This is a genomic window from Burkholderia sp. THE68, assembly GCF_009938265.1.
Classification (GTDB): domain Bacteria; phylum Pseudomonadota; class Gammaproteobacteria; order Burkholderiales; family Burkholderiaceae; genus Caballeronia.
In genome coordinates this window covers 2,137,169-2,153,752 of the sequence record NZ_AP022315.1, presented here as the reverse complement: position 1 = coordinate 2,153,752, position 16,584 = coordinate 2,137,169, and the positions used below count along the sequence as shown (strand labels likewise).

The 16,584-nt window shown below is 64.2% G+C and carries 18 protein-coding genes; 11 read left to right on the top strand and 7 right to left on the bottom strand.

Going from position 1 to position 16,584, the window contains the following annotated elements:
- Positions 1 to 3: 3 nt before the first annotated feature.
- Positions 4 to 759, bottom strand: a complete 756-nt coding sequence (locus BTHE68_RS10195; RefSeq protein ID WP_061176681.1) for a DUF2242 domain-containing protein — start codon at positions 757 to 759, stop codon at positions 4 to 6.
- A gap of 202 nt (positions 760 to 961) precedes the next feature.
- Positions 962 to 1,267, bottom strand: coding sequence for a DUF4148 domain-containing protein (locus BTHE68_RS10190; RefSeq protein ID WP_162066223.1), 306 nt, complete (start codon positions 1,265 to 1,267; stop codon positions 962 to 964).
- A 372-nt stretch (positions 1,268 to 1,639) separates the two neighbouring features.
- Between BTHE68_RS10190 and BTHE68_RS10185 the strand changes: the two genes are divergently transcribed.
- Both BTHE68_RS10185 and groL read left to right on the top strand, forming a co-directional pair.
- Positions 1,640 to 1,930, top strand: a complete 291-nt coding sequence (locus BTHE68_RS10185) for a co-chaperone GroES (RefSeq protein WP_035500852.1) — start codon at positions 1,640 to 1,642, stop codon at positions 1,928 to 1,930.
- A 99-nt stretch (positions 1,931 to 2,029) separates the two neighbouring features.
- Complete coding sequence (gene groL / locus BTHE68_RS10180) at positions 2,030 to 3,670, top strand: chaperonin GroEL (protein WP_162066222.1); 1,641 nt, start codon at positions 2,030 to 2,032, stop codon at positions 3,668 to 3,670.
- Positions 3,671 to 3,770: 100 nt separating this feature from the next.
- Here the strand turns inward: groL and BTHE68_RS10175 are convergent, their stop codons facing one another.
- From BTHE68_RS10175 to thiD, 3 genes are read right to left on the bottom strand one after another with little or no spacing between them, the layout of a single operon-like run.
- The gene (locus BTHE68_RS10175) at positions 3,771 to 4,193 is read right to left on the bottom strand and encodes a hypothetical protein (protein ID WP_502710583.1); all 423 of its coding nucleotides are present in this window, start codon (positions 4,191 to 4,193) and stop codon (positions 3,771 to 3,773) included.
- A gap of 28 nt (positions 4,194 to 4,221) precedes the next feature.
- Positions 4,222 to 5,001: a DUF72 domain-containing protein gene (locus BTHE68_RS10170; RefSeq protein WP_162066220.1), complete on the bottom strand. Its 780-nt coding sequence runs from the start codon at positions 4,999 to 5,001 to the stop codon at positions 4,222 to 4,224.
- A 27-nt stretch (positions 5,002 to 5,028) separates the two neighbouring features.
- On the bottom strand, positions 5,029 to 5,904 hold the full coding sequence (gene thiD / locus BTHE68_RS10165) for a bifunctional hydroxymethylpyrimidine kinase/phosphomethylpyrimidine kinase (protein ID WP_162066857.1): 876 nt from the start codon (positions 5,902 to 5,904) through the stop codon (positions 5,029 to 5,031).
- 311 nt (positions 5,905 to 6,215) lie between these two features.
- Here thiD and BTHE68_RS10160 point away from each other — a divergent pair, with 311 nt between their 5' ends.
- Positions 6,216 to 6,386 (top strand): rubredoxin, encoded by a 171-nt coding sequence (locus BTHE68_RS10160; protein WP_025527884.1) that lies wholly within the window; start codon positions 6,216 to 6,218, stop codon positions 6,384 to 6,386.
- Between the two features lie 357 nt (positions 6,387 to 6,743).
- Positions 6,744 to 8,138 (top strand): hypothetical protein, encoded by a 1,395-nt coding sequence (locus tag BTHE68_RS10155; protein ID WP_162066219.1) that lies wholly within the window; start codon positions 6,744 to 6,746, stop codon positions 8,136 to 8,138.
- Here BTHE68_RS10155 and BTHE68_RS10150 read toward each other — a convergent pair.
- Positions 8,135 to 9,625, bottom strand: a complete 1,491-nt coding sequence (locus BTHE68_RS10150; RefSeq protein WP_162066218.1) for a cryptochrome/photolyase family protein — start codon at positions 9,623 to 9,625, stop codon at positions 8,135 to 8,137. The genes BTHE68_RS10155 and BTHE68_RS10150 overlap by 4 nt on opposite strands.
- A gap of 30 nt (positions 9,626 to 9,655) precedes the next feature.
- On the opposite strand from BTHE68_RS10150, the gene BTHE68_RS10145 reads away from it, so the two are divergent.
- Genes BTHE68_RS10145 through BTHE68_RS10120 form a run of 6 tightly spaced genes read left to right on the top strand, consistent with a single transcriptional unit; the run spans position 9,656 to position 14,356 of the window.
- A complete protein-coding gene (locus BTHE68_RS10145) occupies positions 9,656 to 10,234 on the top strand; it encodes a YqgE/AlgH family protein (protein ID WP_061176673.1) in 579 nt (192 codons plus the stop codon).
- Positions 10,231 to 10,677: a Holliday junction resolvase RuvX gene (ruvX, locus tag BTHE68_RS10140; protein ID WP_162066217.1), complete on the top strand. Its 447-nt coding sequence runs from the start codon at positions 10,231 to 10,233 to the stop codon at positions 10,675 to 10,677. The genes BTHE68_RS10145 and ruvX overlap by 4 nt, the downstream gene beginning before the upstream one ends.
- Positions 10,664 to 11,179 carry a bifunctional pyr operon transcriptional regulator/uracil phosphoribosyltransferase PyrR gene (pyrR, locus tag BTHE68_RS10135; protein ID WP_061176671.1) on the top strand — a complete coding sequence of 172 codons (516 nt, stop codon included), beginning with the start codon at positions 10,664 to 10,666 and terminating at the stop codon, positions 11,177 to 11,179. Before ruvX ends, pyrR begins: the two co-directional genes overlap by 14 nt.
- Positions 11,180 to 11,233: 54 nt before the next feature.
- The gene (locus BTHE68_RS10130) at positions 11,234 to 12,259 is read left to right on the top strand and encodes an aspartate carbamoyltransferase catalytic subunit (protein WP_162066216.1); all 1,026 of its coding nucleotides are present in this window, start codon (positions 11,234 to 11,236) and stop codon (positions 12,257 to 12,259) included.
- A gap of 10 nt (positions 12,260 to 12,269) precedes the next feature.
- On the top strand, positions 12,270 to 13,547 hold the full coding sequence (locus BTHE68_RS10125; RefSeq protein WP_162066215.1) for a dihydroorotase: 1,278 nt from the start codon (positions 12,270 to 12,272) through the stop codon (positions 13,545 to 13,547).
- A gap of 2 nt (positions 13,548 to 13,549) precedes the next feature.
- Positions 13,550 to 14,356: a lysophospholipid acyltransferase family protein gene (locus BTHE68_RS10120; protein ID WP_162066214.1), complete on the top strand. Its 807-nt coding sequence runs from the start codon at positions 13,550 to 13,552 to the stop codon at positions 14,354 to 14,356.
- On the opposite strand, the gene BTHE68_RS10115 is transcribed toward BTHE68_RS10120, so the two are convergent.
- Positions 14,325 to 15,179 (bottom strand): symmetrical bis(5'-nucleosyl)-tetraphosphatase, encoded by an 855-nt coding sequence (locus BTHE68_RS10115; protein WP_162066213.1) that lies wholly within the window; start codon positions 15,177 to 15,179, stop codon positions 14,325 to 14,327. The genes BTHE68_RS10120 and BTHE68_RS10115 overlap by 32 nt on opposite strands.
- 343 nt (positions 15,180 to 15,522) lie before the next feature.
- On the opposite strand from BTHE68_RS10115, the gene rfbB reads away from it, so the two are divergent.
- On the top strand, positions 15,523 to 16,584 hold the full coding sequence (gene rfbB / locus BTHE68_RS10110) for a dTDP-glucose 4,6-dehydratase (RefSeq protein WP_162066212.1): 1,062 nt from the start codon (positions 15,523 to 15,525) through the stop codon (positions 16,582 to 16,584).

Sequence of the window (16,584 nt, the reverse complement as noted above, 5' to 3'; positions counted from 1 at the left end):
GAGTCATTGCGTGGCGGTGGTGCGTGGCGCCGATGGCGCTGCGGCCGCTGCCGCCTCCGCCGCCGACGCGCCCGCCGCGACCGCATCCGACGCCTGAATCGCGGTCGCGGCGGCGGGCGTCTGCACGACGATCGGCGTCGGCGTGAGTTCCGGCGAGTTGACGATGAGCGACGGCGCGAGCGGCTTGCTCTTCACTTCATCGGCGGCGACGGGCGCGCTGCGCGGCACCGTGTTCAGGTAATGGCCCATCAGATTGAAAAAACGGTCGTAGAACTTGCCCGCCGGCACGGTTTCGCTGGAAATCTTGACCATTGCGTCGCTGTTCGAGCGGATCGGCAGCGAGAGCGAGCCGAGCACGCTCAAACCAACGCTCGCCGATGTATCGCTTTTCTTGAGCGCGTAGCCGTCCTGCACGGCGTTCACATACGCGATGCTCTGGTTCGTCGCGTTCTCGCCGGGCGTGCAGACCACATGAAAGGACACCGCGACGTGCGTTTCGGCGCTCGGCTGGAAGTTCTTGGTGGCATCGACGGTGTCGGGCTGGCCCATCGTCGTGAGAAATCCTTGCGACAGCAGCGCGCGGCGCGCGGCTTCGCAGGTTTCGTTCACGGTGGCGTCGAAGTTGTGCGCGAACGGGCTTGCGCCGGTGCTGAACAATTCCTGCTGATAGCTCGGCGCGACCGCGTTGCGCCCTCCGCAGGCGGCGAGGGCGATCAGTCCGAGAGAGGCGAAAACGAGGCGCGGCGACGGCATGGGCATGAGGCGGTGGATCCGAAATTTGTGTCAACGGCAGACACAAATTGTAGTGCCGCCGGACTGACCGATGAAAAAGCGCAGTCTGAAAACATCGTCGAATCCGTGGTTTACAGCGTGATGAAAGGCGTCGGGCGGGTCAATTCATCGTTTCGAAAAGCGCAAAGCCCGGCGCCTGGCCGGGCTTCGCTCTCGGTCGACGAATCGCTTACGGGCGATTGAAGTCGATCGCGTTGACGGCATTGCTGGCCTTGCCCGATGCCGACGCACCTTCGCCCGCGCCACCGAATGAACTGGCGGCGACGCCCTGAGCCGCGACGCGCGCTTCTGCGGCCTGGATGTCGGCGGGATAGTCGACTTCGCTGCTGACGGGGTTGTAGCCCGCGCGCTCGAGTTGAACCAGCTCGGCGCGCACTTGCGCGCGGGTGACCGGGCCGTCTTCGCGCGCCTGCGCGAAACCGGGAACCGCCAGAACGGCAGCGATGGCGATGGCGGGAACGATGGACTTGAACATGATGAGCCTCCGAATGCTGATTTGGGGAACGTTGCCGGTGGTGAAGTGTCTTTCCACTGCTTCGTCGTTGAGAGGCAGTGTAGGCCGGCGACGTATCGGTAAAAACCCTGATCTGACCAAATCACTTTTTGCGATTCGACATTAATCGCTTCAATCGAAAGCACTGTATTCATTGGTCTTAGGGATGCGCCAGCATGTCCGCGCGCCGTCCTACGGGATTCCCCGCTCATCCCCCTCCTTGAAATTGTCAAACTCGGTCCATATAATTAGCACTCACTGCACGAGAGTGCTAACAAGATTGCCGTCCGGCGAGATCGTTCTCAACGGATGGGTTTTCCCGCGTTTTCAGTCTCAATCAAGAGAGGAGTGTGTATGAACCTTCGTCCTTTGCACGATCGCGTCATCGTCAAGCGTCTGGACCAGGAAACCAAGACCGCATCGGGCATCGTGATCCCGGAAGCCGCGGCAGAAAAGCCGGATCAAGGCGAAGTCCTGGCCATCGGCCCGGGCAAGCGCGATGACAAGGGCGTGCAGAACGCCCTCGACGTGAAGGTGGGCGACCGCGTTCTGTTCGGCAAGTACGCTGGCCAGACCGTCAAGGTCGACGGGCAGGAACTGCTCGTCATGCGCGAAGAAGACATCATGGCCGTTCTGGTCAAGTAAGCATCCTTCCTGCACGTTCGGCTTCGCCATCGAGCCGCAGCCCCGTTCGGGCGCGCTTGGGCGAAGCCAGCAAACCGAATCGAATCAAGGAGTTTGGATATGGCAGCTAAAGAAGTCACTTTTGGCGATACCGCACGCGCCAAGATGGTCGAAGGCGTGAACATCCTGGCCAACGCGGTCAAGGTCACGCTGGGTCCGAAGGGCCGCAACGTCGTGCTCGAGCGTTCGTTCGGCGGCCCGACGGTCACCAAGGACGGTGTCTCGGTCGCGAAGGAAATCGAACTGAAGGACAAGCTCCAGAACATGGGCGCGCAAATGGTCAAGGAAGTGGCTTCCAAGACCAGCGACAACGCAGGTGACGGCACCACGACCGCTACCGTTCTGGCGCAATCGATCGTTCGCGAAGGCATGAAGTACGTCGCGTCGGGCATGAACCCGATGGACCTGAAGCGCGGCATCGACAAGGCCGTGGCCGCAGCAATCGAAGAACTGCGCAAGATCAGCAAGCCCTGCACGACCAACAAGGAAATCGCGCAAGTCGGCTCGATCTCGGCGAACAGCGACACGTCGATCGGCGATCGCATCGCTGAAGCGATGGACAAGGTCGGCAAGGAAGGCGTGATCACCGTCGAAGACGGCAAGTCGCTGGAAGACGAGCTGGACGTCGTGGAAGGCATGCAGTTCGACCGCGGTTACCTGTCGCCGTACTTCATCAACAACCCGGACAAGCAAGTCGCCGTGCTGGAAAACCCGTTCGTGCTGCTGCACGACAAGAAGGTTTCCAACATCCGTGACCTTCTCCCGGTGCTGGAACAAGTCGCGAAGGCTGGCCGTCCGCTGCTGATCATCGCTGAAGACGTCGAAGGCGAAGCGCTCGCAACGCTGGTCGTCAACAACATCCGCGGCATCCTGAAGACGGTTGCTGTCAAGGCTCCGGGCTTCGGCGACCGTCGCAAGGCCATGCTGGAAGACATCGCGATCCTGACCGGCGGTCAAGTGGTTGCGGAAGAAACCGGCCTGACGCTCGAAAAGGCGACGCTGGCTGAGCTGGGCCAGGCGAAGCGCATCGAAGTGGGCAAGGAAAACACGACGATCATCGATGGCGCCGGCGAAGCCGTGAACATCGAAGCGCGCGTGAAGCAAGTGCGCAAGCAGATCGAAGAAGCGACGTCGGACTACGACCGTGAAAAGCTGCAAGAGCGCGTGGCCAAGCTGGCTGGCGGCGTTGCGGTGATCAAGGTCGGCGCTGCGACCGAAGTCGAAATGAAGGAAAAGAAGGCACGTGTCGAAGACGCGCTGCACGCAACCCGTGCTGCCGTTGAAGAAGGCATCGTGGCTGGCGGCGGCGTTGCGCTGATCCGCGCTCGCAAGGCTGTCGAAGGCGTGAAGGGCGCGAACTCGGACCAGGACGCGGGCATCCGCATCGTCCTGCGTGCGATGGAAGAGCCGCTGCGCCAGATCGTCACGAACGGCGGCGAAGAAGCCTCTGTCGTGGTGGCGGCTGTTGCGGCTGGTCAAGGCAACTACGGCTACAACGCGGCGACCGGCGAGTACGGCGACCTGGTTGAAGCTGGCGTCGTCGACCCGACGAAGGTCACGCGCACCGCGCTGCAAAACGCGGCATCGGTGGCAGGCCTGCTGCTGACGACCGACGCAGCCGTTGCCGAACTGCCGAAGGAAGATGCTCCGATGGCTGGCGGCATGCCCGGCGGCATGGGCGGCATGGGCATGGACATGTAATTCGGCTTCGGCCCGATTACATTGCGCGGGCTTCGAAAGAAGCTCGCGCCGTGCGAAAAAATCCCGCAGCAATGCGGGATTTTTTTCGTCCATACAAAGGCTATTTGTTCATTTCTTCGCGCAACTTCTGCGCGGCGGCCTTGTAGTCATAGGTCGGATAGAACTCCGTGCGGTACCCGCCCCACGCGGTGCTCTCGATCGCGCGGTTCACTTCGCGCAGGCGGTCCGCGGGCACGCGCAGCGTCACCACCTGACCGATGCCCATCATCACGTACCACGACACCACTTCGACGCCCGGCGGCGGGAACTGCTTGAAGTACCCTTGCTCCTTCAGTTGCTGATTGATCTGCGGCAATGTCTTCGACTCGTCATGCTTGAGGAAGATCGTCAGCAGGAAGGTACCGTCGCCGGCGGGTGTGGCGCCGGGCGGCGGCGCGGCATTCTGCGCGTGAGCGGGCAACGCGAATGAGAGCAGCAACGCGGCGAGCGTTGCCGCGAGCGGACGAGCGAATCCTGCCGGCATATGCATCGGATGATCTCCAGCGAGAACGTCAGACTTTGTGATGAATCCGCAGCCGCTCCATCAGATGCAGCGCGTTGGGCTGCGCATTGCCATCGGCTGTGTTGTCGAAAATGCACCAGACTTCGGCCGTCTTCTTCGCGCGCGTGTGCAAGGTGCGGGCGAGATCGTCGAGATAGGTGTAATCGTAGGAAGACTTGTAGAGTTCGGTCGCGCCGTGCAGCCGCACATAGACGAGCGACGTGTCCGCGCGATGCCTGATTTCGCATTCGTCGGGAATCGGGTCGGCGTCCACATAGGCGATGTGATGCGCCTTCAACAGCGCCGCCGCGTGCGCCGTGAACCAGCCGGGCTCGCGCGCCTCGCATGCCACCGGCACTTTCGTGCGCTCGCGCAGCGCCTTGAAGAAGGCTTCCGCGATGTCGTGATCGAAGGTCAGGCTCGGCGGCAGTTGCACGAGCCAGCAGCCTAGCTTGTCGCCGAGTTGTCCGGCTGTCTGAAGGAATTCGTCGAGCAGCGCCTCGGTATCGACGAGGCGCGCGTCGTGCGTGATCGCCTTCGGCAGCTTCACCGAAAAGCGGAACGAGTCGGGCACGCTTTCCGCCCAATGCGCATAAGTCTGTTCGCGATGTGGTTTGTAGAAGCTGGAGTTGATCTCGACGCACGTCAGCACGTGTGAGTAGCGTTCGAGATGGGTGCCTTCGTGGGGAAAGCTCGCGGAGACGGCGCTGGATAGACCCCAGCCCGCGCAGCCGATGCGGATCGCGCCTTGCGGGCCGGGCTTGTGCAGATGGGGCAGTCGGTATGGCATGCGCTCGCGTCGCCTCCGTCGTCGGCTTTAGTGTCGGGCTTCTCCGGGCAGACCCGGCGGATCGTCGGGCAGCGCGGAGGCCTCGCCGTCTTCCTCCGTGTCGTTCGAACGCGCCCAGAAAAAACGGTCCGGCAAATAGGCGCCCATGCCCGGCCGGAACGCGGCGCGGGCGGCCTGGAACACGTACTCCTGCGCTTCGCGCGCGGCTTCGGCGGGTTCCTGACCATTCGCGAGCAGCGCGGCGATAGCCGAACCGAGCGTATCGGTCAGGCCCATGATGCGTTGCACGCTGCGCTCCCACGTATCCTGCCGGACTTGTCCTTCCTCGCTGTAGAGCGTATTGACGTGACGATGCGTGCCGGTTTCCATCGCCAGCACGTACTCGCAGCCTTGCGCCAGGATGTGGGAAATGGCGGAATCCAGCGTCGGCGATTCGGCGTCGCTGTCGGGCTGCGCGAGCTGCAATAGCGTGGCGTGATCGGCAATCAGCATGGTGGTCTGCGGCACGAGCAGATCGGCAAGCGATTCGCGAAGCTCGTCGGCGGACAGCACGTGTTCGTCGTCGAGCGTGAAATCGGGCGCGAGGATCAGCGGCACGTCGTCGTAGTCGGAGACGACTTCGGCGATGGCGGACACGAGCTCCGCGCGCGTCGCCGCGCCGATCTTGAAGGCGGCGACCGGCATGTCCTCCAGCAACATGCGCGCCTGGGTGGCGACGACGTCCGGATCGAGCCCGGTGACTTCGTCGCAGGTGGCGGAGTCGCGCACCGCGTAGCCGGTGAGCACGGTCACGCCGTGGCAGCCCATGCTCGCGAGCGTCAGAAGGTCGGCTTGCACGCCCGATCCGCCCGTGGGATCGGAAAGGCCGAAGGTGAGTACGATCGGTGGGGAGTCGCCGGTCATGGCAAAAGCGGACATTATGATATTGGATGCTTGAGTGAACGATCGGCTCGGAGCGAACTCGTCCGCGCTTTCGGGCGCGCGAGCGAAGACCCGCTCAGTCATGTCTGATTATGCGGCCTAATGTCGCCCGCCAGTTCTCTTTGCGCACTTTTTTCCGGCGCGCTAGCCTTGGGGTTGCGGGCTCGCCGGGACGGCCGTCTCGACCGATGTCACGATGCACACCACCCGGGTGGGCAGCTTGCTAGGCATCGACACGGCAACACGGTACCATCATGTCCTAATTTCAACCGACCAATCGACGCGGCATAAGTATGGAATACAGAAGCTGGATGTGCCTGATCTGCGGCTGGATCTACGACGAGGAGGCGGGATTGCCAGAAGAAGGCATCGCGCCGGGCACGCGCTGGGAGGACGTCCCCATCAACTGGACCTGTCCCGAATGCGGAGCCCGCAAGGAAGATTTCGAGATGGTTCAGATCTGATCTTGTCGTTCTGCCGCGCCGCATGACTCGCGTCATGCGGCGCGCGTTTTTTGCGGACTGCGTTCGGCTGCGGCGAGGCGGGAACGCGCATGGGCAGTTGCCGTGCGGCGTGCCCGATTGGTCAGATTTTGCAGCGTAAGGCGAGTTTGTTGCGGCGGCTCCGGCGTCGCGTGGTGTTGGCGAACGAGGTGCGAAATGCCTTGGTGCGTACGTTCGATTTCCGCACCGGCCCGTTAAGGCATACGCTTGAAAGGCGCGCGGCGATCTCCGTCACCCGCCTGTCGATGATGCATTTCAACCGCGTGCGACGGTGGCTTTCGATCGCCGCGCCCGCGAACCGGTTTGTGAGCGCCTGTTATGACTTCTCGTCCCGATCTGCCCGTTCCGTTCGAAGCTCTGCCCAATCCGCGCGGCGGATCGGTGCGACTTGCTGAAATGGCGTTGACCGACGCGCTGCACGCGTTCCAGCGCCAGGGTGAGACCGGAGCCGCGTTGAAACGCGCCATCGCCGCGCTGCATTCGGCGGGATGGCTGCCCGCGCAGCGCTTCGCCGAGGCGCTCGCGCTGGTCGCGCCGCTCGGCGAGGAGTCGGAGGCAAGTCATGCGCGCGTCGCCGATGCGCTCGCGGCCTTTCGCGCGGCGGTCGAGCGCCGCAACTTGCGCGAACTCTCGTGCTCGACGGCGCTTTTCGAACACTATCGCGGCTTGCATGCGCTGCTGGCGGCGCACACGCGCGTCGCGCCGGTTTCCTACGACGACCTCGCGCTCGCGGGCCGCGCCATTGCGCCGGCGACGCTGCGCGGCATCGCGCCCGAGCGGCTCGCGCGCGTGCGGGCGCATTACGAGGAAACGCTGCTCAAGCTCCTGCGCGGCCCGGCCGAGGAATCCGCCGATGCCTTCGCACGCCTCGACACCTGTCTCGACGAACTTCGCGGCGCCGATCCCTACGACTTCTGGCGGCTCGCGTCTTCGACGGTGCGGGCGCTGCGTGAACGCGCGCAGCGCAACGGCGGCGAACTCGACCACATCGCCGATGCGAAACGCCTCTACGCGCGCTTCAACCTCGTGCTGGCCGATCAGGCGCATGCGCTGACGTACGCGCCGCGCTCGCTGGTGCGCGCAACACTTGCGCTTTTGTGGCGCGATTTCGCGCTGTACGGCGCGACCTCCGAAGATGCCGAGCACGTCGACGTGCTGCGCGACTACGGCCTGACCGTGGCGTGGCATGTCGCGGCAACGCAGGCATCGGAAGCGGCGTGGGAAGAGGGCGCGGCGCAGGCGGGCGAAGAAGCCTCGCGCGACGCCGCAACGCGCGACCTCGGCGTACTGCGCGTGAACGCGGCTGCCTACGAAGACTTTCTGCAGAGCGCGGAAACGTCGATCGACGCGCTGGTCGAGCGTGGCACGCAGGCGAACGAAACCGGCATGGTCGACGAAGCGGCGGCGCTGTCCGCCGCGAATGCGTCGCACCGGCTCGGGGCGGCAGCGTGCGCGCTGGGGCTCGGGCACGTCGCGCTGCTCGCGGACACGCTCGGTCTCGCGTGGCGGCGCGTCGCGCATCACGGCGAACCGCACGCCGACGGCGCGGAGGGCGCGACGCGCGGCATCGACGCCACCGTGCCCGAACGCTCCGCGCAAATGCTGCGCTCGATGCTGCATCAGGCGGCGGCCGGCATTGCGCCTTCCGAAGGACGCGGATCGATTGTCGCGCTCACCGCGATGATCGAAAAGCCGGCGCCGGTCACGCGTTAATCGTCCTCGGGCGGCGCGGCGTGCTTCGCGCCGGGCTTGCGCACGACGTCATACCGCGCGAGGGTGCGCTTTCTGGCGGCGTCATGATCGACGACCGGTTGCGGATATTCCGCGCCAAGCGCGATTTTCGCGGCCTTGAGCGCGTCCGGTTTCGCGAGCCACGGCGCGTGAATATCGCGATCGGACAAACCCGCGATCTCCGGCACGTAATGCCGGATGAACTTCCCGGCCGAATCGAATTTTCGCGACTGCGTGACCGGATTGAAGATACGGAAGTACGGCTGCGCGTCGCAACCGCTCGACGCGGCCCATTGCCAGCCGCCGTTGTTGTTCGACAGCTCGAAGTCGTTCAGGAGCGCTTCGAAATAGGCCTCGCCGCGCCGCCAGTCGATGCCGAGATCCTTCGTCAGAAAACTCGCCACGACCATGCGCAGCCGGTTGTGCATGTAGCCGGACGCGTTGATCTGCCGCATCGCCGCATCGACGAGCGGATAGCCCGTTTGCCCCGCGCACCACGCGGCGAAGTTCGCGTCGGCCGCGTGGCCGGTCTCCCAGCGGATGCGGTCGTACTCCGGCTTGAAGGCGCGATGATCTCCGGCCATGCCGACGTGCGGAAAATGGTGCAGCACGGAGAAATAGAACTCCCGCCAGATCAGCTCGCCGAGCCAGGTCTCCGCGCCCTTGTCGCCGTGGCGCTGCGTGTCGTGCGCGGTGCGGGCGAGCGCGCGGATCGACATCGTGCCGTGCCGCAGATGCACGCCGAGATAGCTCGGGCCCTTCAGCGCGGGGAAATCGCGCGTGCGGCCGTAATCGGTCATGCGGTCGCGGAAATCGTCGAAGAGTTCGTACGCGCCGCTCGCGCCCGCCGCAAACGCGGGGCCGTGGGCATCGGCAAAACCGAGCGCGGCGAGCGACGGCATCGCGTGCTTCACGCCCGCAGGCGGTTTCGCGAGCGCGTCCAGGTGATCTTCGGATGCGTACGGCTTCAGCGCGTCCGGCGTGAGCGTCTGGAGCCATTTGCGCTTGTACGGCGTGAAGACGGTATAAGGCTTGTCCGCGCCTGTCATCACATCGTCATGATCGAAGACAGCCTGATCCCTGAACGTGAAAAACGCGATGTCCAAGCTCACGAGCTTGCCCGCGACGGCTTCGTCGCGCGCTTTGGCCGCCGGCTCGTAATCCCGATTGGCGAACACGGCGTTCGCGCCGCATTCCCGCGCGAGCGCCGGAATATCGTGAACCGGATGACCGTGCCGCACGATCAGCGCGCCGCACGCGTCGCGCAGCGTGCGATCCAGCTCGACGACGCTCGCATGGATGAACGGCACGCGGCGGTCATTTTTATCGAGCGGCGAGAGAATCTCGCGATCGAAAACGAAGGCGCACAGCACCCGACGGCACCGCGTAAGCGCGTGATAGAGTGCAGCATTGTCTGCCGCGCGAAGGTCCCGCCGAAACCACACCAGACCCACATCAAAGTCGGCCATCTCGCAGCGCCTTTGTTAAAATTCTGAATTATGTCCAAGACTTCCGATCGCATCAATTTGACGAATCAGTTCCTGATCGCCATGCCGAGCATGGTGGATCCGACGTTTTCAGGAACGGTGGTCTATCTTTGCGATCACACCGAGAAGGGCGCGCTCGGCCTCGTCATCAATCGGCCGACCGACATCGATCTCCAGTCGCTATTCAATCGCATCGATCTCAAGCTCGAGATCGAGCCGCTCGTCCATTTGCCCGTGTACTTCGGCGGTCCGGTGCAGACCGAGCGCGGCTTCGTGCTGCACGAAGCGGGCGAGGGCGAGCCGTACAGCTCGTCGATGAGCGTGCCCGGCGGCCTCGCGATGACCACCTCGAAGGACGTGCTCGAGGCAGTCGCGAGCGGCAAGGGCCCCGAGCGCTTTCTGCTCACGCTGGGTCACGCCGGCTGGGGCGCGGGCCAGCTCGAAGACGAACTCGCGAAGAACGGCTGGCTCACGGTGGAAGCCGATCCGCGCATCATCTTCGACGTGCCCGCCGAAGACCGCCTCGAAGCGGCGCTGTCGCTGCTCGGCGTGTCGCGCTCGATGTTGTCCGGCGAAGCAGGGCACGCATGAGCCGCGAAGCCACGCTGCTGGCATTCGATTACGGCGAGAAACGCATTGGTGTCGCCGTCGGCAATACGCTCACGAAGAACGCACGTGCGCTCGCCACGCTGGAAAACCGCAATCGCGAATATCGCTTCGTCGAAGTGGGCAAACTGCTCGATGAGTGGAAACCCGACACCGTGGTGGTCGGCATGCCGATGCATCCCGACGGCACGCCCCATGAAATGAGCGCGCTCGCGAAGCGCTTCGGCAATCAGCTGAACGGCCGTTTCAACGTGCCCGTGCAATGGGTGGACGAGCGCTACTCGTCCGTCGACGCCAAAGCCGATTTGCGCTCCCGCGGCGTGCGTGCGAACGCGCGCGGCCGCTTCGACGAAATCGACGCCGAAGCCGCCCGCGTCATCCTTCAACAATATCTCGACGGACTTGCCGACGATCATGAGTTCCATTGACGCCGAGGCGCTGTATCGCGCGCTCGTCGACCAGATTCGCGCCGCGTACGGACCATCGCTTGCCGCGCCGGATGGCGCCGTGCTGGCGGGCATCTACAGCGGCGGCGTGTGGCTCGCCGAGCGGCTCGCGAAGGATCTGAACGCGCCGCACTTCGGCGTGGTGAACGTGGCGCTGCATCGCGACGACTACGCGAAGAAGGGCCTGCACAGCCAGGCGCGCCCGACCGAACTGCCCTTCGACGTGAACGGCCGCCGCATCATCCTGATCGACGACGTGCTCTCGACGGGCCGCACCGTGCGCGCGGCGATCAACGAGCTGTACGACTACGGCCGCCCGGCGTCGATCGATCTCGCGGTGCTCGCGGATCGCGGCGGGCGCGAAATGCCGATCGCAGCGCGCTTCACCGGCGGCGCGGTCGAAATGCCCGCGAACGAGGATCTCGTGCTCGCGCGCCGCGACGACCACACCCTCGCCTTCACGACCGAGCCGCGCGCGCACTGACGCGCACATTGCGGCTGCTTTGCGCTTCTTTCCAAAGAAACATCCGGGAACATCATGAACACCGCCCCTCAGAGCGCTGCCGATCCGAGCGCGCCCGCATCGGATAAATTCCGGTACGGCTTTCTCAAAGGCAATCCGCAACTCACGAAGAACGGCGAGCTGAAGCACTTGCTGACCATCGAAGGGCTGCCGCGCGCCATCGTCACGCATATTCTCGATACCGCCGAACAGTTCGTGAGCGTGACCGACCGCGAAGTGAAGAAGGTGCCGCTGTTGCGCGGCAAGTCGGTGTTCAACCTCTTCTTCGAAAACTCGACGCGCACGCGCACCACCTTCGAGATCGCGGCCAAGCGCCTGTCGGCGGACGTGCTGAACCTGAACATCAACGCGTCGTCGACGAGCAAGGGCGAATCGCTGCTCGACACGATCAACAACCTCTCCGCAATGCACGCCGACATGTTCGTCGTGCGTCACGCATCGAGCGGCGCGCCGTATCTGATCGCCGAGCACTGCGCGCCGCACGTGCACGTGATCAATGCGGGCGATGGCCGGCACGCGCATCCGACGCAAGGCCTGCTCGACATGTACACGATCCGCCATTACAAGCGCGACTTCACGAAGCTGCGCGTGGCGATCGTCGGCGACATCCTGCATTCGCGCGTCGCGCGCTCGGACATTCACGCGCTGACCACGCTCGGCGTGCCGGAAGTGCGCGCGATCGGGCCGCGCACGCTGTTGCCGGGCAACCTCGACCAGATGGGCGTGCACGTCTATCACAATCTCGACGAAGGCCTGAAGGGCGTCGACGTGATCATCATGCTGCGCTTGCAGAACGAGCGCATGAGCGGCGCGCTGCTGCCTTCCGCGCAGGAGTATTTCAAGAGCTGGGGCCTGACGCCCGAGCGTCTCGCGCTCGCCGCGCCCGATGCGATCGTGATGCATCCGGGCCCGATGAACCGTGGCGTGGAAATCGATTCGCAGGTGGCCGACGGTCCGCAGTCGGTGATCCTGAATCAGGTGACCTTCGGCATCGCCGTGCGTATGGCGGTGATGGGCATCGTGGCCGGCAACAGCGACTGAAGAAGACGACATGAAGATCCAGATTCAAAACGGCACGATCATCGACCCGATCGCGGGCACGGAAGAACGCAAGGACGTATTCATCGCGGCAGGGCGGATCGTCGGCATCGGCGCGGCGCCCGCGGATTTCAACGCGGCGAAGGTCATCGACGCGTCCGGGCTGCATATCGCGCCGGGTTTCGTCGATTTGTCCGCGCGGCTGCGCGAGCCGGGCTTCGAGCACAAGGCGACGCTCGAATCCGAAATGGCCGCCGCGATGGCGGGCGGCGTGACGAGCCTCGTGTGCCCGCCCGACACCGATCCGACGCTCGACGAGCCGGGCCTCGTTGAGATGCTCAAGTTCCGCGCGCAGAAGCTGCATCTGGCGCATGTGTATCCGCTCGGCGCGCTGACCATGGGACTCAAGGGGGAGGCCATCACCGAGATGGTCGAGCTGACCGAGGCGGGCTGCATCGGCTTTTCGCAGGCGGATAACCCCATCGTCGATACGCGCACCTTGCAGCGCGCGCTGCAATACGCGACCACCTACGGCTACACCGTCTGGCTGCGGCCGCAGGACGCGTTCATGTCGAAGGGCGGCGTGGCGGCGAGCGGCGCGGTGGCGTCGCGGCTCGGGCTGTCGGGCGTGCCGGTGGCGGCGGAAACCATCGCGCTGCATACCATCTTCGAACTGATGCGCGTGACGGGCGCGCGCGTGCATCTGTCGCATCTGTCGTCGGCGGTGGGCGTCGAACTGGTGCGCGCGGCGAAGGCCGAAGGTCTCGCCGTGTCGTGCGACGTGACGATCAATCATGTGCATCTGACGGATATCGATATCGGCTATTTCGATTCGCAATTCCGCCTCGATCCGCCGCTGCGCTCGCAGCGCGACCGCGACGCGATCCGCGCGGGGCTGGCGGACGGCACCATCGACGCGATCTGCTCCGATCACACGCCGCTCGACGACGACGAAAAACTGCTGCCCTTCGCCGAAGCGACGCCGGGCGCGACCGGCCTGGAACTGCTGCTGTCGCTCACGGTGAAGTGGGCGCGCGAGGCGAACGTGCCGCTCGCGAAGGCGCTCGCGCGTATCACGTGCGCCCCCGCCGATGTGCTCAAGCTGCCCGCGGGCCGCATCGCGACGGGCGCGCTCGCCGATCTGTGCGTGTTCGATGCGGCAGGCGAATGGCGCGTCGATCCGCAAAAGCTGAAGAGCCAGGGCCGCAACACGCCGTTTCTCGGCTACGAACTGCCGGCGCGCGTGCGTGCGACGGTCGTTGGCGGACACGTCGCTTACGAGAGTCGCTGAACATGCGCTTCGTGCTGCGCAAGCTGCGGCTCACCATCCACTTGCTGTACGGCATGTGGATCGTCGCAAGGCGCTTTCCGCGCGTGTCCGCGAGCGAGCGCGCCGAGCTGAACCGCGTGTGGTCGCTCGAGATGCTGCGGCTCGCGGGCATGAAGCTCGTCGTCCACAACGACGAAGCGCGGCTCGATGCGGGCGTGCTCGTCGTCGGCAACCACATCTCGTGGATCGATATCTACGTGATCAACGCATGGCGTCCGACGCCGTTCGTGTCGAAGGCCGAGATCCGCAAGTGGCCGGTCGTCGGCTGGCTCGCGCATCAACTGGGCACGGTGTTCGTGCAGCGCGAGAAGCGCAGCGACGCGAAGCGCATCATGCATGAGCTTGCGAACCGGTTGCTCGCGGGCGAGATGATGTGCGTATTCCCCGAAGGCACGACCACCGATGGTCAGTCGCTCCTGCCGTTTCACGCGAACATGTTTCAGGCGGCGGTGTCGGCGTCGTGTCCGGTGCAGCCGATCTGCCTGATGTACGAAGATGCACAGGGACGGCAGTCGACCGCGCCCGCGTATATCGGCGATATGTCGCTCAACGACTCGCTGAATGCGCTGCTGAGCGCGGGGTCGCTCACCGCGCATCTGTACGTGTGCAATCCGCTGGCGCCGGGCGCCGACCGGCGATTGCTCGCGAGCGAGGCGGAGGCTTCTGTCGACGCGGCGCTTCAGCGCATGCGCGTTGCGCCAGCGGTCGCCAGCGGCGCGCACGTCGCCGAAGCGGTTGCTACTTCTTCATCGAGCAGCTCACCTGCGTGAGAATGCGCTGCGCGGGATCGGCGGTCATACGCACCGCCGACAGCTTGTTGCCCCACACGCAGCCTGAATCGAGACACAGCACGTCATCGCGGATCATGAGGCCGAGCGCGGCCCAGTGGCCGAACACGATCGTCACGTCCCGCGTGCGGCGTTCCGGCGCGTCGAACCACGGCATGTAACCGGGCGGCGCGGCATCGGGGCCGCCATTGTTGGCGAACTCCATCGCGCCTTCAGGCGTGCAGAAGCGGATGCGCGTCAGCGCGTTGTAGATCACGCGCAGGCGATCCGCGCCCGTGAGCGTATCTTCCCAGCGGTGCGGCTCGTTGCCGTAGAGCGTTGCGAGCGTCTCCTTCCAGTTCGGGGCGCGCAATGCCTGTTCGAGCTCGTGCGCGAGTTCCATCGTCATCGTCGCGTCCCATTGCGGCAGCACGCCCGCGTGAACCATCAGGATGCCGCTCTCGAAATGCGCGACCGGTTTGTGGCGGACCCATTCGATGAGATCGGCGGCGTCGGGCGCTGCGAGGATTTCATCGAGCGTGTCGCCCTTTTTCGGCTTGCGCAGGCCAGCGGCGACAGAAAGCAGGTTCAGGTCGTGATTGCCGAGCACGACGGTCGCGCGCGAGCCGAGCGCGATGATCGCGCGCAGCGTCTCCAATGATTTCGGGCCCCGGTTGATGAGGTCACCCGCAAACCAGAGCGGCGTGCCGGGCGAGGGTGCGGCCTTCTTCAGCAGACGCTGGAACGGATCGCAGCAGCCCTGGAGATCGCCGAAGACGAGCGGAGCGATGGAGGCGTCGATGCTGGAGGTCAAAGCGTCGGTCATACAAAATGACAAGCCGCGAAACCGGCTCGGAATGAGAGTAATCGGGCATTATGAAACAGACGGTGAATACTGTCTGGTCATAAGAAATGTCGAGTGCTGCCGCCGTTACACTTGCAACGGGGCGCAACCGCGAAATGCTCGCTGTATCAAGTTGTTAGGTAGGTAGTTTTTGGATCGGCCGGCTTTATAATTCACAGTTGTCCTGTGCCGGCCGTTATGCAACGTGTCGGGCGCAGATGCAGTGATACATGCTGCAGTTTGGTTTTTCACGCAATTTGTTCCACATATTCGGGCTTGCGCTTATTCTGATGAATGAGCCGGCGGCAACGAAGGAAGAGACTCCATGATTCTCGTGACGGGCGGCGCCGGTTTCATCGGCGCCAATTTTGTACTGGACTGGCTCAATGGCTCGGATGAGCCCGTTCTGAACGTCGACAAACTGACGTACGCAGGAAATCTGGGTACGCTCAAGTCGCTCAAGAACGACGCCCGCCACGTATTCGAGCGCGCCGACATCTGCGATCGGGCCGCCATCGATGCGCTGCTCGCGAAGCACAAGCCGCGCGCCATCCTGCATTTCGCAGCGGAAAGCCATGTCGACCGTTCGATCCACGGCCCGGCCGATTTCGTGCAGACGAACGTAGTCGGCACGTTCACGCTGCTCGAAGCCGCGCGGATGTACTGGTGCAAGCTGCCCGAGGACGAGAAGCAGGCGTTCCGCTTCCTGCATGTGTCGACGGACGAAGTGTTCGGTTCGCTCTCTGCCACGGACCCGCAATTCTCAGAAACCACGCCTTACGCGCCGAACAGTCCTTATTCGGCGACGAAGGCCGGCTCCGACCATCTGGTGCGCGCGTATCACCATACTTACGGCCTGCCGGTCGTGACGACCAACTGCTCGAACAACTACGGCCCGTACCAGTTCCCCGAGAAGCTGATTCCGCTGATGATCGCGAACGCGCTCGCGGGCAAGCCACTGCCGGTTTACGGCGATGGCCAGAACGTGCGCGACTGGCTGTACGTGGGCGACCACTGCTCTGCGATCCGCGAGGTGCTCGCGCGCGGCATGCCGGGCGAGACCTACAACGTCGGCGGCTGGAACGAGAAGAAGAACCTCGAGGTCGTGCACACGCTGTGCGACTTGCTGGACAAGGCGAAGCCGAAGTCGAGCGGATCGTATCGCGATCAGATCACCTATGTGAAGGATCGCCCGGGCCATGATCGGCGCTATGCGATCGATGCGCGCAAGCTCGAACGCGAGCTTGGCTGGAAACCGGCGGAAACGTTCGAGACCGGTCTCGCGAAGACGGTTCAATGGTATCTGGACAATCAGGCGTGGGCGGACGAAGTGGCTTCCGGCGAATACCGGAAATGGGTCGAGACGAACTACGCGCAGCGCGCGTGA